Source organism: Paenarthrobacter sp. NPDC089988, assembly GCF_044748465.1.
Lineage (GTDB): Bacteria > Actinomycetota > Actinomycetes > Actinomycetales > Micrococcaceae > Arthrobacter.
In genome coordinates this window covers 63549-87236 of record NZ_JBIVGD010000001.1, presented here as the reverse complement: position 1 = coordinate 87236, position 23688 = coordinate 63549, and the positions used below count along the sequence as shown (strand labels likewise).

Here is a 23688-nt window from a genome sequence, read left to right as displayed (position 1 = left end):
TTATGCGGGCTTGGCGGCCAACATGCGCTCAAGCGCGGTCTTGGCGTTGTCCTGCACGGTGTCGTCCACGGTGATGCGGTTGACGATGCGTCCTGCCACGAGTTCTTCAAGTACCCAGGCCAGGTAGCCGGGGTGGATGCGGTACATCGTGGAGCACGGGCAAATAACGGGGTCCAGGCAGAAGATGGTGTGCTGCGGGTTTTCCGCGGCCAGCCGGTTCACCATGTTGATCTCGGTGCCGATCGCGAACGTGGTGGGTTCGGTCGCGGCGGCGATGGCCTTCTTGATGAAGTCGGTGGACCCTGCCGAGTCGGCCGCGTCCACCACTTCCATGGGGCACTCGGGGTGCACGATCACGTTGACGCCGGGGAACTCCTGGCGGGCTTTCTCGATCTGGCCCACGTTGAAGCGCTTGTGGACGGAGCAGAAGCCGTGCCAGAGGATCACGCGGGAGTCCAGGAGGGTTTGCTCGTCGTTGCCGCCCAGTTCCTTGCGGGGGTTCCACATGGGCATCTGCTCCAACGGCACGCCCAGGGCTTTCGCGGTGTTCCGGCCCAGGTGCTGGTCCGGGAAGAACAGCACCCGCTGGCCGCGTTCGAAGGCCCACTCCAGCACCACTTTGGCGTTGGAGGACGTGCAGACGATTCCGCCGTTGCGGCCGCAGAATGCCTTAAGGGCGGCGGAGGAGTTCATGTAGGTGACGGGAATGACCGGCACGCGGCCATCGGCATCGGTTTCCGTACCGAAGATTTCCTCGAGCTGTTCCCAGCATTCCTCCACGGAGTCCTCGTCGGCCATGTCCGCCATGGAGCAGCCTGCGGCGAGGTTGGGCAGGATGACTGCCTGTTCCGGCGTGGAGAGGATGTCCGCGGTTTCGGCCATGAAGTGGACGCCGCAGAAGATGATGGCTTCGGCGTCGGGCTTGGTCAGGGCCGCGTTGGCCAACTGGAAGGAGTCACCCACGAAGTCCGCGTACTGGACCACTTCGTCGCGCTGGTAGAAGTGTCCCAGGATCACGGCGCGCTCCCCCAGGGCCTCCTTGGCGGCGCGGATTCGCTGGTCAAGTTCGGCTTCCGAAGCCAGCTTGTACTCTTCGGGCAACTGTCCCTGGCGCGGAGTCGCGGCCGGGGCCACGTCGCCGCTGGAGGCACCCGGGCCATAGGCGGGGGCTCCCGCGAGGGCTTCGGCGAGGTCGTACTCCCAAGGCCCCTTGGCCAGAGCCGGGCTGCAGGTAGCTCCTGCACGGGACAGGCCGCTCTCGGCTTCTTCGCGCGTGATCAGCTGGACGGCAGTATTGACGCTGCTCATGGTGTACTCCTGTTATCTGGCCCGAGGCCGGGCGTGCCGGTGAAGCGGTAGAGGCGTGGCGGACGGTGCTTTCCGCCCTGCAGGTATTCACCGGTTTCTTCGATGTCCGGTGTGGCTTTGATTTGCCGGCGGAAGTTCGCCGGATCGAGCTGGCGGTCCAGGACGGCCTCGTAGACCTCACGGACCTGCGCCAGCGTGAAGAACTCGCCCAGCAGGTGGTAGGCGATGGAACCGTAGGCCATTTTGTTGCGGAGCCGCCACAAGGCGTAGTCCACAATCGCGTTGTGGTCGAAGGCCAGTTCCCCCAAACGGTCAGCCCGGAACCATCTCACGTTCTCCGACTCGTCCGCGAGCGCGGCCTCGGTGGGCTGGACCAGGGCCCAGTAGACGATCGAGACCACACGCTGGCTGGGCGAGCGGTGCAAGCCCCCAAAGGCGTACAGCTGCTCAAGGTACTCGGGCGCCAGGCCTGTGGTGTCGCGGAGGTTGCGGGATGCGGCGTCCTGGAGGGATTCGTCGTGGGCCAACGGTCCACCGGGCAGGGCCCACTGGTCCTTGTACGGTTCGCGGATCCGGCGCACCAACGGCAACCACAGCGTTGGGCGGCCGGTCTTCTCGCTGGGCCTGAGGGCGAAGATCACCGTGGATATGGCCAACGACGGCGGTGCGAGCCGCCGCTCGGCGACGTTGGCTGAGTTGACGTTCACGGCGTTCACCTCGCTTCGTCGCCGCTGGAACCGTCTGTTCCGGTTTAGTTAAAGTCAGATTGACTAGAACTAATGGTACGACTCGAAGGACGAAGGGCAAAATGCTTTCCGTCACACAGGCTTGGCGGCTGACTCCATGAGCGGCAGCGTGCGTCCCTGGATGTGGCTGTTCAACACGATCACGGAGGAACAGCGGACCACCGATTTGGTGGCGATCATGGCGTCCAGCACCCGCTGCATGTCCGGATTGGAACGCGCGGCGATCCGGACCATGAGATCCGAGTTGCCGGTGACGGTATGGACTTCGATGATCTCCGGAATGGCGCTGAGGCCTTCGATGATGGCGTCATGGCCGATCTCCTGCGTAATGGTGACCGAGCAAAACGCCACCACCGGGAATCCGAAGTTTGCCGGGTCCGGCTGCGGCACCCACGAGCCGATGACGCCGTTCTCGATCATGCGGTCAATGCGGGACTGCACTGTTGCCCGCGCCACCTTCAGGACCCGGGACGCCTCCAGGACGGAGGATCGCGGCGAATCCGTGAAGAAACGTACAATTTTTGCATCAAGAGCATCGACCAGCATCAAAGTTCCTGTCCCCGGGGAGCCTTACCCATCACATCGCCACAGCAAAAAGTGATGTATCTTACAAACTGCGAGAATTATTCCACGGCTCTTGCTGCGTCGTCGACGCCCCGCGCGCCCAGCCCACAAAGCGGGCACGCCACCGCACGTATGAAATCCATAGAAGGTAGACACGTATGACAACGAAGTCCATCGCGGCTCCTGCACCAACCTCCGGCCTCGGCCACTCCCTCAAGCCACGCCAGCTCACCATGATGGGCCTGGGCAGCGCGATTGGAGCAGGCCTGTTCCTCGGCTCGGGCGCAGGCGTCCAAGCGGCCGGTCCAGCGGTCCTCATTTCCTATCTCGTGGCCGGAACCCTCATCATCCTGGTGATGTGGGCCCTCGGCGAGATGGCTGCAGCCAACCCGAACAGCGGTGCTTTCTCCGTCTACGCCGAAAAGGCCATGGGCAAGACCGCCGGCGGCACCATCGGTTGGCTTTGGTGGCTGCAGTTGGTGGTGGTGATTGCGGCCGAAGCCCTCGGCGCCGCGGGGCTCCTCTTCTCTGTCTGGCCGGTCATTCCCGTATGGGTCCTCGCGCTGGTCTTCATGGTGGTCTTCACCGGCATCAACCTGGTGGGCGTGCGCAACTTCGGTGAATTCGAGTTCTGGTTCGCCATCCTCAAGGTGGCCGCAATCGTCATCTTCCTCCTCATCGGCGCCGCCCTCCTGTTCGGCTGGCTGCCGAACGTCACCTCTCCGGGCCTTGCCGCTTTCGGCGACTTCGCCCCCAACGGAATCGGCGGCATCGCGGCAGCGCTCTTCGTGGTCATCTTCGCCTTCGGTGGAACCGAGATCGTCAGCGTCGCCGCCGCGGAAACGGAGAACCCGGCCCACAGCGTGGGCAAGGCCATCCGGACCGTCGTGTGGCGGATCCTGGTGTTCTACATTGGCTCGGTGTTTGTTATCGCAGCGATCCTCCCTGTGGGCTCCGACGGCCTGAAATCTCCGTTTGCCGGCGTACTGGACCTCGCGGGAATCCCGGGTGCCGGAGCAGCCATCACCCTCGTAGCGGTTGTTGCCCTGCTGTCAGCGTTGAACGCCAACCTTTACGGCGCTTCCCGCATGGTGTTCTCCCTCTCCGAGCGCGGCGAAGCGCCGCGCTTCCTGTCGCGGCTCAGCGGCTCCAAGGTGCCGGTTGCCGCCGTCGGAATTTCGGTCGCCTTCGGTTTCATCGCCACGGTGCTTGAACTGCTGTTCCCGGACAAGGTCCTGCCGGCCCTCCTGAACCTGGTGGGTTCCACGTGCCTGGTGGTCTGGGGCACGGCGCTGGTTTCCCAGCTCATCCTGCGCCGACGCGCCGACCGCGAGGGCACGGAACTTCCCCTGCGCATGAAGGGGTTCCCGGCCCTGACCATCCTTGGCCTCGTCCTCCTGGGCATCATCTTTGCTGTTGGCTTCGCCAATCCGGAGAGCGCCGGCCAGCTCTTCGGCACAGCGGCGCTGATCGTCGTGATAGCTCTGGGCTGCTACCTCAACGCCCGCGCCAAAGCGGGCCGGGTGGGCCATTCCGTCGAGTAGCCACTTGCCCAGCAAATAAAAGAGGCTCTTTGCAGTTTGTGCTGCAGGGAGCCTCTTTTTGTTTCCATTTTGTACAAACTGTTCGACAAAAATATGGCTGATTGCGCACTCCACATTCGGGTGATTAGTGTCACAGCCATGACATCCACACCAGTGCTTGCCGCCGTCGAAGGAGACGAGGCTCCGCTCACGCACCACCAGTTGCGGGAGCTGTATACACTCATGGCCGCCGTCCGCCACCTGGATACCGCCGCCGTCGCCTGGCAGCGGCAGGGAATCATCCCCGGCTACGCCCCGGAACTGGGCCAGGAAGCCGCCCAGGTTGGCAGCGGGTACGCCGTGGACCGCACCCGGGACTTCGTCTTCCCCACCTACCGCGAGATGGGTGTTGCCCGGGCCATGGGCCTGGACATGGTGGGCTACATGTCCACCCACAAAGCCACCTGGCACGGCGGAATGTACAACCCGCTCGAGTCGCGCTTCGCGCCCATCCAGGCCGTCGTGGCAGGTTCGGTCCTCCATGCCGTTGGCTGGGCCCACGGCCAAACGCTGTCCGGGGAAAAGGGCGTGGCACTGACGTACTTTGGCGACGGCGCCTCGTCCCAGGGCGACGTCCACGAGGCCATGAACTTTGCGGCCGTCATGAAGGCCCCGGTGGTTTTCTTCATCCAGAACAACGGTTGGGCCATTTCCGTGCCCACCGAACGCCAGGTGGCCGGCGGTTCCGTGGCGGCACGCGCTGCCGGCTACGGGATGCCGGCACTGCAGGTGGACGGGAACGACGTGGTGGCGGTCCACGAGGCCACCCGCTCGGCGCTGGCCCACTGCCGCGCGGGCAACGGCCCCGTGGTGATCGAAGCCAGGACCTATCGCCGCGGACCCCACTCGACGGCGGACGACCCCGGACGGTACCGCACGTTGGACGAGGAGCGGCTGGACGCCGGCGAGGATCCCTTGTCACGCTTCCGGCAGCAGCTGCTGGCCGACGGCGTGGCGGACCAGTCCTTCTTCGATGAGGCCCAGCGCCAGGCAGAGAAAGAAGAAGAGGCCATCCGCGCCGGCATCGAAGCGCTCGGCCCCCGCCCCGGCGCTGAAATGTTCAGCCTCGTGTTCCAGGAACCCACCCCCGCCCTGCAATCCCAGGCCACCGCGTGGCGGAAGGAGTCCGACCATGTCTGAGACGCTCACGGAAACCAGAACCCACGTTGAGCAACTGTCCATGCAGCAGGCCCTCAACCGGGCCTTGGACGACGTCCTCGCGGAGGATCCGAAGGCCGTCATCTTCGGCGAAGACTGCGGCAAGCTGGGCGGCGTTTTCCGGATCACCGACGGCCTGCAGGCCAAGCACGGCGAAGACCGGGTCTTCGACACCCCGCTGGCCGAGTCCGGCATCCTCGGCATGTCCGTCGGCTTGGCCATGGCCGGCTTCCATCCCATCCCCGAGGTGCAGTTCGACGGCTTCGCCTACCCGGCCATCAACCAGATCGTCTGCCAGATCGCCCGGATGAACTACCGCAGCCGTGGCACGCTGCCCATGCCCATCACCCTCCGCGTCCCCAGCTTCGGCGGCATCCGCGCACCGGAGCACCACGGCGAAAGCCTCGAAGCCCTGTTCGCCCACGTCCCGGGCCTCAAGGTCGTCTCGCCGTCCACCCCGCACGACGCCTACCACCTGCTCAAGTACGCCGCTTCCCGGCCTGACCCGGTGATCTTCATGGAACCGAAGTCCCGCTACTGGCAGAAAGGACCCGTCGACGTCGCCACAGCGGTTCCCGCCGAGGAAGCGAACGACGGCGGCAGCCTCACCGGGGCACGCGTGGCGCGGCCAGGACGGCACGTGACCCTCGTAGCCTGGGGCGCCATGGTGGCCCGCTGCCTGCAGGTGGCCGAACTGGCCTCCGAAGACGGGATCGACGTGGAAGTCCTGGACCTGCGGTGGCTCAAGCCCATCGATGCCGAGGCCCTGGCGAGGTCCGTCGGGAAGACGCGCCGCGCCGTCGTCGTCCATGAAGCGCCGCTGACCTCAGGCCTGGGCGCCGAAGTCGCCCAACTCATCACCCAGCAATGCTTCAACACCTTGAAGGCGCCCGTGGAGCGCGTCACCGGCTTCGACGTGCCCTACCCCTCCGGCGACCTGGAGGACGAATACCTTCCCACCATCGACCGCATCCTCTATGGGATCCAACGCGTACTGGAGTACCGCCGTGGCTGAAATTTCCTTCCCCCTCCCCGACCTCGGCGAGGGCCTCATCGAAGCAACCGTCCTGGAATGGCTCGTGGAACCGGGCCAGCAGGTGGAACGGAACCAACCCCTGGTGGAGGTGGAAACCAGCAAGTCAGCCCTCGAGTTGCCCAGCCCGCAGGCGGGTAAAGTGGTGCGTATTCACGGCGAGCCAGGTGGGACCATCAACGTCGGCGAGCCGCTGATTGTGTTCGAGGTACCGGATGACACCGCCGGGATCGTGGGCACTGTTCCGAAGGACGAAGCACCCAAGCGCCGGGTCCGCCTGAGCGCCGTACTCGATGAGGACTGACATGATGACCGGCAGGCACACAGTGGAACAGCGGCACACCGTTGAAGGCACTGATCCCGAATTGTTCGTCGAAGTCCACGAACCTGCCACGGATGCCGGACTGCGCCCCGTGCTGTTGATCCACGGATTCTCCTCCTCCAGCAAGCTGAACTGGGGCGACAGCGGCTGGATCACCGCCCTCCAGGAGGCAGGCCGGCGGGTCATCACCGTTGACCTGCCCGGCCACGGCCGCAGCCACTCCCCCGAGGACCTGGATTCGTACACGCCCAGCCGGATCCGCGCCGACCTCCTCCAGATAGTGTTCGACGCCGGGGCGCGGCCGCTGCGGGACGGGAACCCGGCCAGCGGCCTGGACATCATTGGATACTCGCTGGGTTCGCGGCTGGCCTGGGAATTCGCCGCCACGCAGCCGGACCTGGTGCACCGCGTGGTGCTGGGCGGGCCGAGCGCCGCCGACCCGCTCGCCGCGTTCGACCTCGCGGCGGCCCAGCGATACCTGGCCGACGGCACGCCAATTGCAGACCAGTCCACGGACGGGCTGCTGAAAATGGCCCGGCTCCTGCCAAGCAACAATCTCTTCGCCATGTTGTCCCTCATCGAGGCCATCAAGGGCGAACCCTTCGACCCTGCCGAGGCAGCACCCAACGTCCCACTCCTGCTCGTAGCCGGCGAAAAGGACGAACGGGCAGCCAGCATGCCCCAACTTGCAGAACTGGCGCGGAAGCGCGGCGCCACAGTGGAAACCCTGGTGGTTCCAGGCCGGACCCACACCAACGTCATCACCAGCCGCGCGTTCAAGGAAGCCGCCGCGCAGTTCCTCGGGGCCTGACAGGGCTTGGCTGACAGGCCTACCGGGCCAGCCGCTCAGCGTTCAGGCTCATTCGCTCCAGGACGCTGACGGCCATGGCGTACTCGTCAATCCCGATGCCCAGGGACAGGTCCAGGCGGGCCTCCTCCACCAGGCGTTGGGCATGATGGAAGGTCTCCCGGCCGCGGTCGCTGAGGGTGAGCCTGTCATCGATCATGGTGATCAATCCCCGGCCAACCAGCGAGGCGAGCTCCCGTTCCCGCAAGCGGTCGTCCGTACCCCAGAACGGGCTCAGGACCTGGTGCAGTTCGTCCGGCTTCATGGTCGTCTCGGACAAGGCATTGAGCGTTTGCCACTGCCGCCGGCTCAGCTTGACCCGCGCAAGCGTACTGTCCAGTTGCACTTCAAGGGCGGCATCGAGCCGCTTGATCCAATAACCGATGGGCTTGTTCACAAGGCCATGCTTCCAGTGTGACAATCCCCGGGCAAGGATGAACTGTAGGCTTGAACCACGCCGGACAACATGGGAATGGGAGCAAATGGGCATGCGCTTCAGGGACCGGGCTGAGGCCGGGCAACGCCTGGCCCAGGGACTCCCCCAGTTCAGGGAACGGCCGGACACCGTGGTGCTGGGCCTTGCCCGCGGCGGCGTACCCATCGCGGCGGCGGCAGCAGCCGGACTGTATCTTCCTTTTGGCGCCATCCTGGTGCGGAAGCTCGGCATTCCCGGCCGTGATGAGACAGCCTTCGGAGCCCTGGCCTGGTGCCAGGGGGACGTTGTCCGGATCGTCAACAGGCAGTTGAAGTCGCTGCTCCTGGCCCGAGGCATGACCGAGTCCTCCCTTGATGCGGTGGAGGCCGCCGAACGCGCTGAACTCAGCCGTCGTGCCGCCGGGTATCCGGGCATCAACCATCATCTGCGTGGCAAGAGCGTCATCCTGGTGGACGACGGCCTGGCCACGGGCGCCACCATGCGGGCCGCCGTCGAATCCGTCCGCGCGGCCGGTGCCGCAGCCGTCGTCGCCGCAGTCCCCGTCGCGTCGCTCGAAGCATCAACGTCGCTGTCCCGGGTGTGCGACGCCGTGTTCAGTCTGCACATCCCGGGCAAGTTCCACGCCGTGGGTGCTTTTTACCGGCATTTCGAGCAATTGACGGACGAGGATGTCATGGAACTGCTGAAGGGCACGGAAGGGCATTCCTAGCAACGCAGGAAGGGGCGCAGCCGGTGTGTCGGCTGCGCCCCCTTCTTTGGCTGGTTTTGGCTAGTGGTGTGTGCTGAAGCCGAGCGGACGGCCCTTGGTTTCCTTGGCCAGGATCACTCCTACAGCGGAGATGACGCAGAGGGCCATGATGTAGATGCCCACCGAACCGGACCACTTGGTCTGGTCAAGCAGCGCCTGCGCAATGGTCGGGGCGAAAGCACCGCCGAGGATCGCGCCGAGGGCATAGCCGATGGAGATGCCGGAGTAGCGGACCTGCGGCGGGAACATCTCGGCGTACATGGCGGACATGGGCCCGTAGGACAGTCCAAGGCCGATAGTCAGGACGAAGAGGGCCAAGCCATACAGCACGATGTCCTTGCTGTCGATGAGCGCGAACAGCGGAATCATCCAGGCAAACACCAGGGCGTAGCCCAGCAGGAACGTCTTGACGCGGCCGATCTTGTCCGAAAGCCAACCGCCCACCATGGTGAAGATGAGCCAACCGAAGGAGGCGATGGTGGTGGCAAGGAGGATCTGCGGCGTGGGCATCTTCAAGGCCTTGGTGGCGTAGGAGATAAAGAACGCGATCAGCAGGTAGCCCGCGGCGTTGTTGGCGATGAAGATCAGGGCCGCGAGGACCACTTCCTTGGTGTTGTGGCGGAAGAGCTCACGGAGGGGAGCCTTGCTTTCGGCCTTGCGCTGGGCGATCTCCTTGAACACCGGGCTTTCGCCGACCGCACGCCGGATGAGGTAGCCCACCACGATCAGCACCACGGAGAGCAGGAACGGAACGCGCCAGCCCCAAGCGGCGAAGTCTTCCTTGGACATGCCGGACTGGAGGAAGAACAGCAGGCCGGTAGCGAGGATCATGCCGATCGGTACGCCAATCTGCGGATAGGCGCCGAACAGCCCCCGCTTGGTGATCGGCGCATGCTCCACGGCCATGAGGGCCGCACCGCCCCATTCACCACCGGCCGAGAATCCCTGGACGACGCGCAGGAAAATCAGGAGCACCGGAGCCCACAAGCCGATGGCTTCGTACGTTGGCAGCAAGCCGATAAGGGCCGTCGCGGCACCCATCATCACCAGCGTCATGACCAGGACGGCCTTGCGGCCCACCCTGTCACCCAGGTGACCGGCAATGGTTGCCCCGAGGGGGCGGAAAAGGAAACTGATCCCGATGGTGGCGAAGGAGAGGATCTGCGCGACTCCGGGGTTGGACTTCTCCAGCGGCGTCAGGAACAGCGGCGACAACAGGGTGGCCGTGAGCTGGGCAAAGATGAAGAAGTCGTACCACTCAATGGTGGTGCCTACCAGGGTCCCGGCCAGGACGCGGCGCTCTTCGCGCTTGCTGCTGGGGCCTGACAGGGAGTCGACAGAGGAGGTTGCGGTCATTGGAACTCCAGTGGGTGTGAGTGACTCGTCGGCGTGTGACTTGCATTAACCGACAGAACGGTCAGTTAGGAAACTGTACTACACACTGTGACCGGAAGCACAGAGCTTCCGGGACATAGGATTGGTGGCATGAGTTCCCGCAGCGACGTCAAAGGACCGACGGAAGCACCAACCCAGGCTCCGCCGTCGCAAACCCTCTCCCGGGGAATCCGCGCACTGGAGATCCTGGCGGCCGCCGACCGGCCACTGACCATTGCCGAACTCGCCGAAGCACTGGGCGTGCACCGCTCCATCGCCTACCGCATCCTGCGCACGCTGGAGGACCACTCGCTCGTGTTCCGTGACGACTCCGGCCGGGTGCAACCGGGTGCCGGGCTGGCCGTTTTGGCCCGCGGCGTGTCCCGCAACCTGCAGGCCGCAGCCCTCCCCGAACTCACGCAACTGGCCAACACACTCCACATGACGGCCTTCGTTGCCGTGTGGGACCACCAGGAATGCGTCACCCTGGTCACGGTGGAACCCCGCCAATCCGGCGCGGCACTCGCCCAACACCCCGGAACCCGCCACCCCATCAGCACCGGCGCGCCGGGCATCGCCATCCAGTCGACCATGACCGAGGAACGCTGGCAGCAAGTAGGACCAGGCGTGCCGTACCGGGCTGAAGCACACGAAGCCAAGCGCGTCGGCTACGCCACCAGCCATGACGAAGTCATTGCCGGGTTGTCTTCCCTGGCGGCCCCCATCCATGTTCCCGGCGGACGGCCGGCCGCGATCGCCGTCGTCTATATCCGCCTGGACCAGGACGCGGACCAGGTGGGCAAGGCACTGGCGGCAAGCGCTGCGCGGATCGAAAGCCAGCTCGCCTGAAGTCATTCCCTCCAGGCCAAGGAGTGTGCCCCAGCACACAAGACCGCGGCCCAAGGGATTTCGAATACTCGTAGGAGGACAGGACCGTTTGGCCTGCCTCCGTAGAGTTTCGGAAGGAACCCCATGAGCGTGAATCTCCTTGACACGTCCAACTGGCTGCCGCTGGACGGCCTGGCCCCCGGCTTCGACGCCAACAAAGCCCCAACCGTCCAGGATCTGGCTGGCCGCCACCTCACCGTCAATGGCGACGGCGGCCCCATGACCTTCAGCTTCGACGACGAAGAAGTGAACTGGGCGGCCGCGGGACAAGCCGGCACTGCGCAGTACGAAGCGTTCCTGGTGGCCGAGGATCTCTATTACGCCCAATGGCACAGCACGGTGGAGCCAGGACTGGCGGTATCCCTCATCCTGGACCTGGCCAACGGACGCGCACTGTATATCGGCGCGCTGTTGGGACAGGCCACTCCCGGTACCACCGCAGTGCAGCACGATTTCCGGGCCGGCGTCCTTGAGGGGTACGCGACGGGCGGCGAACCGATCCAGGAAAGCACCGGCCTGATCGGCCGGCGCGTGGAATGGGTCTACAGCCCGGTCCACGCGTACGAACACGTCTACCTCAGCCCCACTTGGTACTCCTGGCAGTGTCTGGCGGGTCCCGAACGCGGACTGGCGGACACCGATTCCAACACCGTCTTCCACATCAGGCCGGGCATCTTCGTCTTCACGTGGCGCGAGAAGGTGATTCCGTGCGGATCGGTAACCATCGCCGACCACCGCGACATCAACGCCATCCGCTCCCATGGGAGCCTCTTCGGCTGGGACGAATCCGGGGTGGAACCCGTCCACTTCACGTTCGGCGCCCATGGCCGGCTGATCAGCGTCAGCCACCACAGCCCCGGACTGGACCCCGCACTCTAAAGCAAAAAGGCGTCCCGGCAGAATCTGCCGGGACGCCTTTTTGCTGCGGGGTTTCAGCTTTCCGAGCTGCGTTATTTCAGCTTTCCGAACCGTGCCCGATCCGGGCATAGAGCGCCGGCCGCGAGCGCCGCAGCCGCAAGCCCCAGATAATGCCAACCACTCCCGGGAGCAGCACCACCAGCGGGAGGACAAAGGTGGCAGTGGTGGACTCCGTTTGTCCCAGGAGGACGTTGAAGTTCGCCAGGATCAGCACGAACACCACCGCCAGCAGGATGAAGCCGAGGGCCGGTGCCACCACGCGGACCCACGGGCTGGCGCCGTGTGATTCCTTGCGGAAGAAGCCGATCACGGCGAGGGAGACAACCGTCATGAGCAGCACCAGCCCCATGGCTCCGCTGTTGGTCAGCCAGGTGAACATGGTGAGCACGGGGTACAGTTCCGCGAGTTCGGAACCGCTCCCGGCAATGGCGAAGGCAACGGTCACGACGACGGCGATCAGCGTCTGCGCCAGCGAACCGGCAAAGGGTGCCCCGCTGCCGGGACGGACCGCGGCGAGCGCTGCCGGAATAACCTGCTCGCGGCCCAGGGAGAAGAAGTAGCGGGCGACGGCGTTGTGGAAGCTCACCAAGGCGGCGAAAAGGCTCGTGACGAAGAGGACCTGCGCGATGTCGCTGAGGAGGACGCCGCCGTTGGTTCCCAGGAAGGAGAAGATCATGTCCGGGCCGCTGGTGGTGGCGGCCTCGACGACGGCGGACGGTCCCGCTCCCACGGTCATGGCCCAGGCGGAGACGGCATAGAAGAGCGCGATGATGGCGACGGCGGCAAAGGTGGCCCGCGCAACGGTGCGCTTGGGGTCCTTGGATTCCTCGCCATAGATGGCTGCCGACTCGAAGCCCATGAACGCCGCAATGCCAAAGGAAAGCACCGCTCCGATGCCCGGAACGAACAGGCTTTCCGGGCTGAAGGTCGCCGCGGTGACGCCTTCGGGGGCCACGGCCAGGCTCATGATGTCGTAGACAATGACCACCAGGAATTCCAGGGCCACCAGGATGCCCAGGACCTTGGCGGAAAGGTCCACTCGGTTGACACCCAGCCAGCCGACGATCGCGATGCAGACCAGCACGGGAATCCACCAGGGAACGGTAACGCCAAGACGTGCGGAGAGCAGCGAGGACACCGTGAAGCCGAAGAGTCCGTAGATGCCCACCTGCATCAGGTTGTAGGCCATCAGCGCTACAAGGGAGGCGCCTACCCCGGCGGGCCGGGAAATGCCCTGGGCAATGTAGGCGTAGAAGGCCCCGGCGTTGGTGACATAGCGGCTCATGGCGGCGTATCCCACGGCAAAGAGTGCCAGGATCCCGCCGAGGATGAGGAAGGACAACGGCACGCCGGTGACGCCCGTCACCGCGAACGTGGTGGTCACGCCACCGGCCAGGACGGTGAGCGGCGCCGAAGCCGCTATGATCATGAACGTCACGGCCGGAACGCCCAGACGCCTCTTGGTGGTGACGGACCCGGCGGTCCGGCCTTTCACGGGATTGTCCACGCTCATGTATGTGCTCCTGCCTCGATACCGCGGGAGATGGCGCGGTAGGTGTGGGTCATTCCGCAATCTTCCACCGGACAGGCAGCGCGTGACTTGTCTCACACGGCAAGGTGGTTGTCTGTCCACGCACGCCGCTGTGGCGCAAGGACGCGGTGTAGAATCGTGGGCAAGCTCACGTCCGGTCTGCGGCATCCCTTGCCGGTACCCAGCGGCACGGCGGGCCATTGAAAGGGAGCTTGATGACCGTCGCGGCTGATACCGGGCCAGCTACCGTGCAAACCATCGTCGCGGATTCGTTCCAGGAATGGAGCCGGGCGATTTCTGCCTCCTTCGTGCCTTTGCTGGCCAAGGGACCCCGCGGGGCCACCTTCCACGGAACCATGCGTGCCAGGGTCCTCGGCCAGATCTCCGTGGTGGAAGTCACCGCCGGACCCCACACTGTCCTGCGGACCCCCGAACTGATCGCCGGCTCCTCGGGACGCTACTTCAAGCTCAGCATCCAGCTCTCCGGTACAGGCCGATTGGTCCAGGATGAGCGCGAGGCGGTGCTCAACCCGGGTGACCTTTCCATCTACGACACCTCCCGTCCGTACCAGTTGACGTTCGACGACGACTTCCGCACTTTGGTGCTGATGTTCCCGCACGTCCTGCTGGACTTGCCGGCCGAAGCCATGGGCCATGTGACAGCCTTGCGGATCCCCGGCGATGAAGGCCTGGGCGAACTGATCAGCCCCTTCCTGGTCCGGCTCGCGGACAATCTTGAGGCGCTGTCCGGAACCAACGGACTCCGTTTGGTCCACAACGCCCTCGACTTGGTGACCACCCTCTTCAATGGCGAGCTGGACCAGCTGATTGAAACGGGCCGCGATCCGCACCTGCTCCTGCTCGGCAGGATCCACGACTACATCGAAGCCAACCTCGGCGATCCGGGCCTCTCCCCTGGGACCATCGCCGCCGCCCACTACATCTCCACGCGGCATTTGCATGACCTGTTCCAGGAAATCGGCACCACCGTTGCCGCTTCCATCCGGCAACGCCGTCTGGAACGCTGCCGGAGGGACCTGCTGGACCCGGTGCTGGCAGACCGTGCCGTGACCACCATCGCGGCGCGGTGGGGATTTACCGACGCGGCCCACTTCAGCCGGATCTTCCGGGCCGCTTTCGGGAACTCCCCCACCGGCTACCGGAGCAGCCACTGAGGTTCCACCGCCGCCGTCGAACCGTTCCGGCGGTTTGCCGCTAGGCAGCTGCGGTAGGCGCCGTCCCTTCATCGGCCAGTGCCGCCATTTCCTCCACCATGGTTTTCAGCAGCCGGGCCTCCAGCTCCCCGGCGGAAGGATCACCGGCGAGGTTCACCAGTTCACCAGGATCGGAGCGGTGATCGTAGAGTTCCACCACATCCGTGCCGAAGTAGCGCGTCAGGCGGCCCTGTTCGGTGATCACCGTCCGCATCCGCACAGGGCCCGGCAGTCCGTCCAAGCCGAACGGCTGCTCTTCCTCCACCAGCAAAGCCTGCCTGTGCCCGTGGACGCTGCCATTCAGCAACGGAGCCAACGAACGCCCCTGGATTCCCCGAAAACCCGTTGACCCCGCGAGTTCGAGCACGGTGGGGGCCAGGTCCGCACTGGAAACCAGGGCGTCCGTGCGGCCGGTGGCAGCTCCTGGAACGTGCACCACCAGGGGAACATTGGTCACTGCCCGGTAGTGGACAAAGTGCTTCAGCATCAGCCCGTGGTCGCCGAACAGATCGCCGTGGTCGCTCGTGAAGACGACGATTGTGTCCTCGGCCAGTCCCTGCCGTTCGAGTTCGTCCAGGATCCGGCCAATGTGCTCGTCCATCATGGTGATCAGGCCGTACTGGGCGGCTGCGGCGTGCCTGTACTGTTCGGCAGTGGCGGCCCAGGTCATGGTGGGATCGGGGTTCGGCGTGCCCCGGTGCTCGATCATGGTCCGGATGTGGCCCGGTGAGCGCGTGTGGTCCTGATCGAAGCCCAACGGCAACGGCATGTCCTCGGGATCGTACAGCTCCGAGTACCCCACCGGCGGGGAGAAGGGGTGGTGCGGATCCGGAAAGGAAACGAACATGAAGAAGGGCTGGTCCTGGCCCGCCGCGTCCTTGAGGTGCTCAATGGCCTTCTCGCTGACGTAGCTCGTGGGATGGGCTTCGGCGGGGATGGCCGTTTGGTACACCTGGTCCCAGCCGGTGAAGGTGCTGGCGGACCTTTCGGGACCGCCCAACGCCTCCGGGTCCACGCCACGTTCCCGCGCCCAATGCACATAGTGCCCGCCGGGACGGTCCCCATGGCCGATCACCAGGTCAACATGCTGGTAGCCGTAGTAGTCCGCGGGCAGGGGGATGAAGCGCTCATCATGGGCTTCCCGGTTTTCCCACTGGTCCCAGCCCGGCGCCAGGCTGCGGGCGCGGGCGTCGCCCACCGCCTTGTCCAGGAGCAATGGATCCGTCCGGCGGATCTCCTCTGCCTGGTGCGGTTCAAACTCCCAGCCCATGTTCTGGTGGTGGAGCTTGCCGACGCCGATGGTCCGGTATCCCCCGGAGGCCAGTGACCCCGGCACGGTTTGCGTCAGGGGGTCCAGGGTAATGCCGTTGCAGCGGGTTCCGTGAGCCGATGGCCAGCGCCCGGTCATGAGGCTGGCCCGGTTGGGCATGCACGTGGGGTTGGCCACCGTCGCATTCGTGAACACCATGCTCCTGGCTGCGAGCGCATCGAGGTTGGGCGTGCGGACCGTGCCGTTCCCGCCGAAGCCCAGGTGGTCCGCCCTGAGCTGGTCCGCGATGAAGAACAGCACATTGGGCCGGCGCCGCGTTCCCTCCGGTGTGGCGGCCCTCATGCGGGCCTCTTGATCATGGACAGCACCTCGGTGCGTTGCTGGGCGAACGCCGGCAGCGAGCGCGTGGTGATTTGGTCGCGCGGAGCCGGGAGGTCGACGTCGACGATCCGGTGCACCCGCGCCGGACGGGACCCGAGGACCACTACCCGGTCGGCGAGGTACACGGCCTCGTCGATGTCGTGGGTGACAACCAGGATGGTCATGTTGAAATCCCGGCGGATGGTCAGGCACAGGTCTTCCAGGTCGAACCTGGTTTGTGCGTCCACCGAGGCGAACGGTTCATCCATGATGAGGATCTCCGGCCGGTAGGCCAGTGCCCTGGCTATCGCCACGCGCTGTTGCATGCCTCCGGACAGTTGCCACGGGTATTGGTTGTGGGCGTGGGAAAGCCCGACGGCGGCCAGCGCACTGTCGCAGCGCTCCTTCAGTTCCGCTGCGGGCAGCTTGAGGTGCTTCAACGGCAGCACGAGGTTCTTGCGGACGGTCAACCACGGCATGAGGGAACGGTTGTAGTCCTGGAACACCAGGGCCATTTCCGGTGGCGGCCCGCTGATCGTCCGTCCATCGATGGCGGCCCGGCCACTGCTGGCGGGGTGCAGGCCGGCCAAGCACTTGAGCAGTGTCGTTTTGCCGACGCCCGAGGGACCCACGATGCAGACGATCTCGCCCGCATCCACCGTGAAGGTGAGGTCTTCGATGACCGTGCGGGCCTTCTCGCCGCTGCCGTAGGTCTTGGCGAGGTGGGAAACGTCCAGCCGTGGTACGGCGGAGGCTTTGTGCTGCTGGCTTGCTTCTGGTTGCCGGGTGGCTTCTGGTTGCTGCTGCATGGCTGACTTTCTGTTCTGGAGGGGAAGCGTTGGTGACTGCCGGTTGCTCATGCGGCACGCGCCATGGCCCGGGAACCGATGTACCAGGACAGGACCTTGCGCTTGATGAGCGCAAAGACCACGTTGACCACGAACCCGATGACGCCCAGGAGCAGGATTCCGGCCCACATATCGGCGGTCATGAAGCTTTGCTGGGCAAGGAGGGTCATGGCCCCGATACCTTGGGAGCTGCCAAGCATTTCGCTGGCGATCATGACGATGAACGCCACTTGCAGGCTCACCTGGAGCCCGGAGAAGATCTGCGGTGCGGCTGCAGGCAGGAGGACGTTGACCAGCCGCTCCTTGCGGGTCAGCCGGTACACGCGGGCCACATCCTTCAAGTCACTCCCGACTCCGCGGATGCCGTCCACGGTGGCGATCATGGTGGGGAACAGTGCGGCCAACGCGATGCTGGTGACGCGCATCTGGGTACCGAAGCCGATCAGCGAAATGAAGATCGGTACCAGGGCGACGGGCGGAATGCCCCGCAGGAAGTGGATCAGGGGATCCACCATCCAGCGCACCTTCGGGAGCAGCGCCGTGGCAAATCCCAAGGCAACCCCGCCCGCGGCCGCAATCACGAAGCCGATGAACAGGTTGCCCAGGCTCAGCAGGACATCCGACTGGAAGTGGTCAAAGAGCCACAGCTGTTGGAACCTCACCAGGATGTCCTGCAGGGGCGGGAAGAAGGGGTCGATTGAGCCGGCGGACAGGAACCACCATGCCAGCAGCAGGAGCACCGGAGTGCCGGCTCCGATCAACCAGTTTCGAAGGGTCAGGGATTTCATCAGGGCACCACTTCCCGGTAGGACTCATGCCAGTGCAGGACCCGGCGTTCCGCCAGCCTGGTGGCACCTTGGAACAACAGGCCGAGGATGCCCAGGACGATCACCAGCGCGTACAACGTGGCGTAGTCCCCGGCGGCCTGGGCCTGGTAGATGCTCTGTCCCAGTCCCGGGCCGCCGCCAAGCAGCCCTGCAACCACCGTGACCACCAGGGCTGCAGGAGCCGCCACGCGCATGGCCGTTCCGATGTAGGGCAGGGCGCTGGGCAGGACCACGCGGAAAAGGATCTCGACTCCGGACATTCCGTAGCTGCGGGCAGTATCGCGGGCCACGGGATCGGTGCCCTGCACCCCATCGACGGTCTGCATGACGATCGGCAGGAAGCAGCCGAACACCACCAGGAACAAGGACATTTGGGCGGTGGGTCCCAGGACCAGCACCGCCAGCGGCAGGACCACAATCGGCGGCACGGGCTTGAGGAATTCAAGGACCGCCAGGGTGGCGTAGCGGATGGTCTCGAAGCTGCCCACGAGCAGGCCGAGGATGACGCCCGCTACGGCTGAAACAGCCAGGGCGAAGAGTGCTATCCCCACCGTTGATCCAAGGGCGGACCAGAAAGTTCCCGAGCCGAGTATCCCTGCCAGCATCGCGAAGACCGTTGTGGCCTGTGGCAAAGCGTTCCCGGCCACCTGGGCTGTTGCCAGGACTTGCCACACAACCAAGGCTGCCGCAATTCCGGCCGCACTGTAGGCCAGTGGCCGCATTGACGTTTTCATGGTGAGTCTCCCGTTGCCCCGCCGGACCTACTTTCCAAAGATGAGGTCGCCCGGCAGCTTTACCGGCGCACTGAGGAAGCCAAGGTCGGCAAGGTTGGTGTTGGCACGCTCAATGTCCTCGATGCGGACCTCTTCCGGCCAGTAGTTGACGGCACCGGACTTCACCACGTCCAAGGGAGTCTTGGTGATCTCCGCGCTGAGCTGCTGGGCTTCGTCCGTGTGGCCGTTGGCGTAGGCGTTGGCCTTGTAGATGGCGGTCTTGAAGCCTTCCAGGGCTTTCTGCTTGCCCTTGACGGTGTTCGCCCCGGAAACCCAGAGTCCGATTGCCCCTTCCTCGAAGAACTTGACTCCGGGCGAGGCAAGGAGGCGGTTGCCTTCGGAGACGGCCTTGGAGGTAAACGGCGCGACGAGGGAGGCTGCGTCAACCCGACCGGAGTTCAAGGACTGGAGCGCGGAGGAGGGATCAAGGACCATCCAGTTCACTTTGGCGGGGTCGCCGCCGTCGTCCTTGATGAGCTTGCTGACCGTGACTTCGAGCTGGGCCTTGCGGGCCGGTACGCTGACGTTCTTGCCTTCCAGGTCCTTCGGCCGGGAAATGCCGGAAGCCTTCTGGACCAGGAGACCGGTGTCATCCACGCGGTTCAGCTCGGTGCCTTCGCTGGCTCCGTCCTTGTATCCATCGGCGGCAGCAACCACCTTGAGCGGCACATTCTGGCTCAGGGCGTTCAGCAACGGAATCGACGGCGTGTACGTCAGGTCGAGTTGGCCGCTTTGGGCTGCCGCGATGCCGGCGGGCGGGTTGGCAATAACAGAGAGCTCCACGTCGAGCCCCTGTTCCTTGAAGAAGCCCTTGTCGATGGCGAGCTTGATCCCTGCGTCGGAACCAATGCCGATGGTCCCTACCTTGAGCGTGGTGGTGCCATCGGCCGCTGCGGTTGCCGACGGACCGGACGAGGTGCCGCAGGCGGCCAGGGACATGGAGAGCAGGGCGGCCAAAGCCAACGGAAGTGTGCGTTTCATGGGGATGCTCCTTGGGTTACGAACGGTTGGAAGAACTGGAGAATTGCCCAGAAGCGGTATCTGGGGTGGTGGACTGGTGGACGATGCGTCCGCCCGCCACGGTGAGCCTTGTCCCGGCGTGGAGGAGCGCTTCGATCTCCTCGTCGTCCGGCCAGGGACGGGACAAGAGGCAAAGGTCTGCCACCATTCCCGGCAACAGCGAGCCTTTGAAATGTTCTGCGTGGTCCTGCCACGCCGCTTTGCCGGTCATGGAGGCAAGGGCCTGCAGCCCGGTGATCCGTTCGGGGTCGGCAGGATCGCCGGGGGTTGAAGCCGTTCCCCTTCGAACGGCGGCCACGATGGTGCGCCGCCAGTCGGGGCTGGTCACGGGCGCGTCCGAGGCCAGGTTGAACTGCAGGCCGGCATGGAGGGCAGAGCGGAGGGGTTGGTGGCGGGTAAAGCGTTCCTCGCCCAGGACTGCGCGCATGATGTCCCCCGCCTCGGACCGGATCAGCGGGTTGGTGCTGTAGCCGATGCCGTTGTCCGCCATGGTGGAGAGGGTGCCGGAGTCGCTGAAGGACCCATGGATGACGTAGTGCCTGGCATCCCCGGCACGGTTGCCCGCGGCGAGGATGGCCTCCACTCCCGCGCCGGTAGCGGCGTCGCCCGTGGCATGGATACCGGCTTGAAGGCCTGCCGTGTCGATCAGGCGCAGGATCCGGTGCAGTTCGGCAACCCTCTCAGCGTCGGTGCCGCCCTGGATCACCAGGCGTCCGTGCGTGCAGGCCTTTCCGTAGGGTTCGGTCATCCATGCCGTGCCGCTGCGCGGAATACCGTCGGCGAAGACCTTCACGCCGGCTATCCGCAACTGGCGGGGGTCGATTCCCCTGGCCGAATAGGCATCGGCCAGGCCGCTGCCCAGGCCCTCTTCCACCGCTTGGGCGGTAGCACCGCCCGTCCCCGCGAACAGCATCAGGACGTTGATCCGCAGGGTGAGCAGCTCCGCCACGGCCAGGTCGCCCAGCAAGCCCAGGGCCGCCGTCGAGCCTGCCCCGTCCATGAGTCCGGCACTGGCGGGACCGAGTCCGGGATCGGTGAGTGACGTGATACCCAGCGAGTGCAAGTGTTCCTGGAAGCGCAGCAACGCGGGCCGCAGGGTTTCCTCCGGCACGGGAGGCAGGGCACGGGAGATGAGTTCCATGGCCCCGTCCTGGAACAACCCGGTGGGGCTGCCGTCCGATGCCCGGACCACCACGCCGCCGTCGACGTCCGCGGTGGCCGCAGTGACGCCCGCCAGCCGGAGCGCTTCGCTGTTCGCCAGCAGTTGGTGTCCGGTTTGGTCGAACGCCACCACCGGCGTCCCGGGCCGGGCGTCGAGCAATTGCCCGTTGGCCGCACCGAGGACCACTTCGTCCCAACCGTGGGCGCGGATCCAGCCGTCCGCACCCACGGGTGCGGACTCGATGACCTTGACCACGGCGGACCAGTCGGGTGCCGCCGTGGCGTCCAGGCGGAGGTAACCATAGGAGGCCATGGCAGCGGAGACGAAGTGGAGGTGTGCGTCGTTGATGCCGGGAATCACGGCTCCGCCTGCAGCGTCGACCTTCACTGTGCCAGGACCGGTCATGGCATCGACGCCTTCGCGGCCCAGCGCGGCCACCAGGCCGTCTTTGATGGCGACAGAGTCGGACAGGCTGCCGGGATTGCTCGGGTCCATGGTGTGGACGTCTGCATTGACGATCACCAGATCGGCGAATTCTTGCATCGGGTCTCCTCAGGTTTCTGCATCCGAAATGTGATGCAGGCAACGTTCCTGAAAGAAGTATGTCGCTTGACTAGGTCACTTGACTAGGTTTTCGGCTAAAATTTCTTTTGGAGGTCATTTCCACCCTGCCCGGCGGCGCCGAAAGCGGGCCCGGGCGGACACCGCCTAGGATCGATGGGACCGGCTGTTGGCATGACCGGTCAGAACTTGAGGAGAGGGGCCGAGCATGGCCAGGGTTCCCGCCGAGGAACGGCGACTGCAGTTCGTGGAGGCAGCGGCACGGGTCATAGCCCAGGACGGGCTGGCCTCAGCGACCACGCGGCGGATTGCCAGCGAGGCAGATGCCCCACTGGCAGCGCTCCACTATTGCTTCCGCAATAAGGACGAACTCCTCGAAGAGGTCTACAACTTCCTGAGCAGGGACTATGCCAAGGCCCTGGAACCCGTGGCGGACCCCGGCCTGGGACTGCGCCCCATGATCGCCGCACATGCCAGGCGCATCTGGAGCCGCATGCTGGAAAACCCGCACGAGCAGGTAACCACCTTCGAGCTGCTCCTCAGGCGGTACCGTGTGGAGGCTGTAGACCAGCCCCAGGCCCTGCTCATGAACCGTTCAATGTACGACGGCTGGGTCAACTCCACCCTGGAACTGTTCCGGAACGCGGCCCAGGCCTCCGCCGAGCCGCTCCCGCACAACCTGGAAGACATTACCCGGTTGTTCATCTCCGGCATCGACGGCATCAGCATGCAACACCTGGCGGACCCCGATGAGGACCGTTCGCTGCGGCTGGTGGAACTCATGGCCCGTTCATTGGCGGCCGGGCTGGACTACAGCTGAGTCAGGCTGCGCTCTTGCGGCGCAGGACCAGCCACGTCACCAGCCCCAGCACCAGCAACCCGAGTGCCGCGGCCATGGACACCAGGAACGCTCCCCCTGGTCCCTGGTCCTGGGCCAATTGCCCACCCAGGTAGGCGCCCAAGGCTGTTCCGGCCACGATGCCGCTTGCAAGGGCCGTCATCACCGTGGCCATGCGACCATTCGGTGCAACCAGACCACCAATGCTGAAGACGGTCACCATCACCGGCCCCACCGGAATGCCGAGCACCAGCAGCACCACAACCATGGACCACATTCCCGTGGGCAGGAGCAGCAGGAGTGACAAGGCGCACATTGCCAACGCGGCAGCCACCCACCGCGCGGGGAGTCCAAAACGCTGCGGCCAGAAGGCCACGGACAACGCGGCCACGGCCGAACTGAGGCCCATCACGGCATACAGGAGGCCGGCGACCTCCGCCGTGGCGAACTCTGCCCCGAAGGCACTCAAACCGTTCTGGGTTGCCCCGAAAAACGTGCCCATGCACACCATGGGCAGCACCGGAACCGCCACCACGGCCAGTGCGCGGCGGCTTCGGTTCTGTGGTTCGGAGCTTACGACGCCGGAACGTGGCTTCCGTGGGTGCGGGACCACCGCGAGGTGGCTCGGGTGGACGGCAAACGCCGGGACCAGGGTGATGGTCATGATGGCCGCGAGCGCCAACGGCAGCCACGGAGCCACCAAGCTCGCGAGGAGACCCACGAGCGCAGGACCCAGGACGAAGGTTATTTCGTCGGCGGTTCCCTCATAGGACAGGGCGGTGTCCAGATCAGCGCGGTTGGCAGCGACGCTTCGATGGCCGGCAACCGGCGCGGCGAGGTTGCGCGTGGTGAGGGCCATCCACCGCACGCGTGCCATGGGACCCACCTGGGGACAGCTCGCACCGGCAATGAAGGCTGCCACCAGCACAGCCACGGCATCAAGGGGCGAGGCGTAGGCGGGAGTGAGATAGGCGGCGCCCAGGAGTCCTGCAACCGCCAGGGTGTTGATCACTGCGGCAACAAGCAACACGGTTCGCTGGCCTGCCCGGTCAGCGAGGGAACCCAGCACGGGGGCTCCTATGGCGGAACCAATCCCCACCGCTCCCGCAGCCATGCCGCCAATGGCATAGGAGTGGCTCACCGCCGTGACAAGGGTCAGGGTACCGACCGTCAGCATCGCCAAGGGCAGCCTCGCAAAGAGGCCCAGCGGCAGGAAACCGGGGCCTGCGAGCTCGGGAAGCCGGGCGAAACGGCCGGGCAAGCGGGAAGGCCGCGGTGTGGGCGTGCTGTGTGGCGCGGGCATCGGCTGGGAGGCCAAAGAAGATTTTTCCATCATTCCGGGTTCGCTAAAGTTTGCGC

At 65.3% G+C, this 23688-nt stretch carries 23 protein-coding genes; 10 read left to right on the top strand and 13 right to left on the bottom strand.

Annotated elements, in window-relative coordinates:
• The 3 genes from nadA to ACIPV6_RS00415 all read right to left on the bottom strand — a co-directional run bounded on the left by nadA (position 1) and on the right by ACIPV6_RS00415 (position 2600).
• Complete coding sequence (gene nadA / locus ACIPV6_RS00425; protein ID WP_400269042.1) at positions 1-1308, bottom strand: quinolinate synthase NadA; 1308 nt, start codon at positions 1306-1308, stop codon at positions 1-3.
• On the bottom strand, positions 1305-2024 hold the full coding sequence (locus tag ACIPV6_RS00420) for an NrtR DNA-binding winged helix domain-containing protein (RefSeq protein WP_400269041.1): 720 nt from the start codon (positions 2022-2024) through the stop codon (positions 1305-1307). Before ACIPV6_RS00420 ends, nadA begins: the two co-directional genes overlap by 4 nt.
• Before the next feature lie 102 nt (positions 2025-2126).
• Positions 2127-2600, bottom strand: coding sequence for an Lrp/AsnC family transcriptional regulator (locus ACIPV6_RS00415; protein WP_397322473.1), 474 nt, complete (start codon positions 2598-2600; stop codon positions 2127-2129).
• Between the two features lie 176 nt (positions 2601-2776).
• On the opposite strand from ACIPV6_RS00415, the gene ACIPV6_RS00410 reads away from it, so the two are divergent.
• The 5 genes from ACIPV6_RS00410 (at position 2777) to ACIPV6_RS00390 (ending at position 7525) form a co-directional block, all read left to right on the top strand.
• The gene (locus ACIPV6_RS00410; RefSeq protein WP_400269040.1) at positions 2777-4162 is read left to right on the top strand and encodes an amino acid permease; all 1386 of its coding nucleotides are present in this window, start codon (positions 2777-2779) and stop codon (positions 4160-4162) included.
• Positions 4163-4300: 138 nt separating this feature from the next.
• Complete coding sequence (locus tag ACIPV6_RS00405; protein ID WP_400269039.1) at positions 4301-5341, top strand: thiamine pyrophosphate-dependent enzyme; 1041 nt, start codon at positions 4301-4303, stop codon at positions 5339-5341.
• A complete protein-coding gene (locus ACIPV6_RS00400; RefSeq protein WP_400269038.1) occupies positions 5334-6374 on the top strand; it encodes an alpha-ketoacid dehydrogenase subunit beta in 1041 nt (346 codons plus the stop codon). The genes ACIPV6_RS00405 and ACIPV6_RS00400 overlap by 8 nt, the downstream gene beginning before the upstream one ends.
• Entirely contained in the window at positions 6367-6696 is a 330-nt protein-coding gene (locus ACIPV6_RS00395) for a biotin/lipoyl-containing protein (protein WP_400269037.1), read from the top strand. Before ACIPV6_RS00400 ends, ACIPV6_RS00395 begins: the two co-directional genes overlap by 8 nt.
• Positions 6697-6700: 4 nt before the next feature.
• Positions 6701-7525 carry an alpha/beta fold hydrolase gene (locus tag ACIPV6_RS00390; RefSeq protein ID WP_400269036.1) on the top strand — a complete coding sequence of 275 codons (825 nt, stop codon included), beginning with the start codon at positions 6701-6703 and terminating at the stop codon, positions 7523-7525.
• A gap of 19 nt (positions 7526-7544) precedes the next feature.
• Here ACIPV6_RS00390 and ACIPV6_RS00385 read toward each other — a convergent pair whose 3' ends face one another.
• Positions 7545-7958, bottom strand: a complete 414-nt coding sequence (locus ACIPV6_RS00385) for a MarR family transcriptional regulator (protein WP_400269035.1) — start codon at positions 7956-7958, stop codon at positions 7545-7547.
• An 85-nt stretch (positions 7959-8043) separates the two neighbouring features.
• Here ACIPV6_RS00385 and ACIPV6_RS00380 point away from each other — a divergent pair, with 85 nt between their 5' ends.
• The gene (locus tag ACIPV6_RS00380; RefSeq protein ID WP_400269034.1) at positions 8044-8706 is read left to right on the top strand and encodes a phosphoribosyltransferase; all 663 of its coding nucleotides are present in this window, start codon (positions 8044-8046) and stop codon (positions 8704-8706) included.
• 60 nt (positions 8707-8766) lie between these two features.
• Here ACIPV6_RS00380 and ACIPV6_RS00375 read toward each other — a convergent pair whose 3' ends face one another.
• The gene (locus tag ACIPV6_RS00375) at positions 8767-10101 is read right to left on the bottom strand and encodes an MFS transporter (protein WP_400269033.1); all 1335 of its coding nucleotides are present in this window, start codon (positions 10099-10101) and stop codon (positions 8767-8769) included.
• Between the two features lie 129 nt (positions 10102-10230).
• Between ACIPV6_RS00375 and ACIPV6_RS00370 the strand changes: the two genes are divergently transcribed.
• Entirely contained in the window at positions 10231-10968 is a 738-nt protein-coding gene (locus tag ACIPV6_RS00370) for an IclR family transcriptional regulator (protein ID WP_400269032.1), read from the top strand.
• Positions 10969-11091: 123 nt separating this feature from the next.
• Positions 11092-11886: a MoaF C-terminal domain-containing protein gene (locus tag ACIPV6_RS00365; RefSeq protein ID WP_400269031.1), complete on the top strand. Its 795-nt coding sequence runs from the start codon at positions 11092-11094 to the stop codon at positions 11884-11886.
• 76 nt (positions 11887-11962) lie between these two features.
• Here ACIPV6_RS00365 and ACIPV6_RS00360 read toward each other — a convergent pair whose 3' ends face one another.
• On the bottom strand, positions 11963-13438 hold the full coding sequence (locus tag ACIPV6_RS00360) for an APC family permease (protein WP_400269030.1): 1476 nt from the start codon (positions 13436-13438) through the stop codon (positions 11963-11965).
• A gap of 233 nt (positions 13439-13671) precedes the next feature.
• Between ACIPV6_RS00360 and ACIPV6_RS00355 the strand changes: the two genes are divergently transcribed.
• Positions 13672-14631 (top strand): helix-turn-helix domain-containing protein, encoded by a 960-nt coding sequence (locus tag ACIPV6_RS00355; RefSeq protein WP_400269029.1) that lies wholly within the window; start codon positions 13672-13674, stop codon positions 14629-14631.
• A gap of 40 nt (positions 14632-14671) precedes the next feature.
• Here ACIPV6_RS00355 and ACIPV6_RS00350 read toward each other — a convergent pair whose 3' ends face one another.
• From ACIPV6_RS00350 to ACIPV6_RS00325, 6 genes are read right to left on the bottom strand one after another with little or no spacing between them, the layout of a single operon-like run.
• Entirely contained in the window at positions 14672-16282 is a 1611-nt protein-coding gene (locus ACIPV6_RS00350; protein ID WP_400269028.1) for a sulfatase-like hydrolase/transferase, read from the bottom strand.
• The gene (locus ACIPV6_RS00345; RefSeq protein WP_400269027.1) at positions 16279-17160 is read right to left on the bottom strand and encodes an ABC transporter ATP-binding protein; all 882 of its coding nucleotides are present in this window, start codon (positions 17158-17160) and stop codon (positions 16279-16281) included. The genes ACIPV6_RS00350 and ACIPV6_RS00345 overlap by 4 nt, the downstream gene beginning before the upstream one ends.
• Positions 17157-17936: an ABC transporter permease gene (locus ACIPV6_RS00340; RefSeq protein ID WP_400269026.1), complete on the bottom strand. Its 780-nt coding sequence runs from the start codon at positions 17934-17936 to the stop codon at positions 17157-17159. The genes ACIPV6_RS00345 and ACIPV6_RS00340 overlap by 4 nt, the downstream gene beginning before the upstream one ends.
• Positions 17936-18709: an ABC transporter permease gene (locus ACIPV6_RS00335; protein WP_400269025.1), complete on the bottom strand. Its 774-nt coding sequence runs from the start codon at positions 18707-18709 to the stop codon at positions 17936-17938. Before ACIPV6_RS00335 ends, ACIPV6_RS00340 begins: the two co-directional genes overlap by 1 nt.
• Positions 18710-18736: 27 nt before the next feature.
• Positions 18737-19729 carry an ABC transporter substrate-binding protein gene (locus ACIPV6_RS00330; RefSeq protein WP_400269024.1) on the bottom strand — a complete coding sequence of 331 codons (993 nt, stop codon included), beginning with the start codon at positions 19727-19729 and terminating at the stop codon, positions 18737-18739.
• A 16-nt stretch (positions 19730-19745) separates the two neighbouring features.
• Complete coding sequence (locus ACIPV6_RS00325) at positions 19746-21473, bottom strand: amidohydrolase (protein ID WP_400269023.1); 1728 nt, start codon at positions 21471-21473, stop codon at positions 19746-19748.
• Positions 21474-21699: 226 nt separating this feature from the next.
• Here ACIPV6_RS00325 and ACIPV6_RS00320 point away from each other — a divergent pair, with 226 nt between their 5' ends.
• Positions 21700-22311 (top strand): TetR/AcrR family transcriptional regulator, encoded by a 612-nt coding sequence (locus ACIPV6_RS00320; RefSeq protein ID WP_400269022.1) that lies wholly within the window; start codon positions 21700-21702, stop codon positions 22309-22311.
• Between the two features lies 1 nt (position 22312).
• Here ACIPV6_RS00320 and ACIPV6_RS00315 read toward each other — a convergent pair whose 3' ends face one another.
• Positions 22313-23662, bottom strand: a complete 1350-nt coding sequence (locus tag ACIPV6_RS00315) for an MFS transporter (protein ID WP_400269500.1) — start codon at positions 23660-23662, stop codon at positions 22313-22315.
• Positions 23663-23688: the final 26 nt, after the last annotated feature.

Coding starts and splice junctions, on each gene's coding strand:
- nadA (WP_400269042.1), bottom strand. CDS start 1,308: ATGAGCAGCGTCAATACTGCCGTCCAGCTGATCACGCGCGAAGAAGCC.
- ACIPV6_RS00415 (WP_397322473.1), bottom strand. CDS start 2,600: ATGCTGGTCGATGCTCTTGATGCAAAAATTGTACGTTTCTTCACGGAT.
- ACIPV6_RS00410 (WP_400269040.1), top strand. CDS start 2,777: ATGACAACGAAGTCCATCGCGGCTCCTGCACCAACCTCCGGCCTCGGC.
- ACIPV6_RS00405 (WP_400269039.1), top strand. CDS start 4,301: ATGACATCCACACCAGTGCTTGCCGCCGTCGAAGGAGACGAGGCTCCG.
- ACIPV6_RS00400 (WP_400269038.1), top strand. CDS start 5,334: ATGTCTGAGACGCTCACGGAAACCAGAACCCACGTTGAGCAACTGTCC.
- ACIPV6_RS00390 (WP_400269036.1), top strand. CDS start 6,701: ATGACCGGCAGGCACACAGTGGAACAGCGGCACACCGTTGAAGGCACT.
- ACIPV6_RS00380 (WP_400269034.1), top strand. CDS start 8,044: ATGGGCATGCGCTTCAGGGACCGGGCTGAGGCCGGGCAACGCCTGGCC.
- ACIPV6_RS00375 (WP_400269033.1), bottom strand. CDS start 10,101: ATGACCGCAACCTCCTCTGTCGACTCCCTGTCAGGCCCCAGCAGCAAG.
- ACIPV6_RS00370 (WP_400269032.1), top strand. CDS start 10,231: ATGAGTTCCCGCAGCGACGTCAAAGGACCGACGGAAGCACCAACCCAG.
- ACIPV6_RS00365 (WP_400269031.1), top strand. CDS start 11,092: ATGAGCGTGAATCTCCTTGACACGTCCAACTGGCTGCCGCTGGACGGC.
- ACIPV6_RS00360 (WP_400269030.1), bottom strand. CDS start 13,438: ATGAGCGTGGACAATCCCGTGAAAGGCCGGACCGCCGGGTCCGTCACC.
- ACIPV6_RS00355 (WP_400269029.1), top strand. CDS start 13,672: ATGACCGTCGCGGCTGATACCGGGCCAGCTACCGTGCAAACCATCGTC.
- ACIPV6_RS00350 (WP_400269028.1), bottom strand. CDS start 16,282: ATGAGGGCCGCCACACCGGAGGGAACGCGGCGCCGGCCCAATGTGCTG.
- ACIPV6_RS00345 (WP_400269027.1), bottom strand. CDS start 17,160: ATGAGCAACCGGCAGTCACCAACGCTTCCCCTCCAGAACAGAAAGTCA.
- ACIPV6_RS00340 (WP_400269026.1), bottom strand. CDS start 17,936: ATGAAATCCCTGACCCTTCGAAACTGGTTGATCGGAGCCGGCACTCCG.
- ACIPV6_RS00335 (WP_400269025.1), bottom strand. CDS start 18,709: ATGAAAACGTCAATGCGGCCACTGGCCTACAGTGCGGCCGGAATTGCG.
- ACIPV6_RS00330 (WP_400269024.1), bottom strand. CDS start 19,729: ATGAAACGCACACTTCCGTTGGCTTTGGCCGCCCTGCTCTCCATGTCC.
- ACIPV6_RS00325 (WP_400269023.1), bottom strand. CDS start 21,473: ATGCAAGAATTCGCCGATCTGGTGATCGTCAATGCAGACGTCCACACC.
- ACIPV6_RS00320 (WP_400269022.1), top strand. CDS start 21,700: ATGGCCAGGGTTCCCGCCGAGGAACGGCGACTGCAGTTCGTGGAGGCA.
- ACIPV6_RS00315 (WP_400269500.1), bottom strand. CDS start 23,662: ATGGAAAAATCTTCTTTGGCCTCCCAGCCGATGCCCGCGCCACACAGC.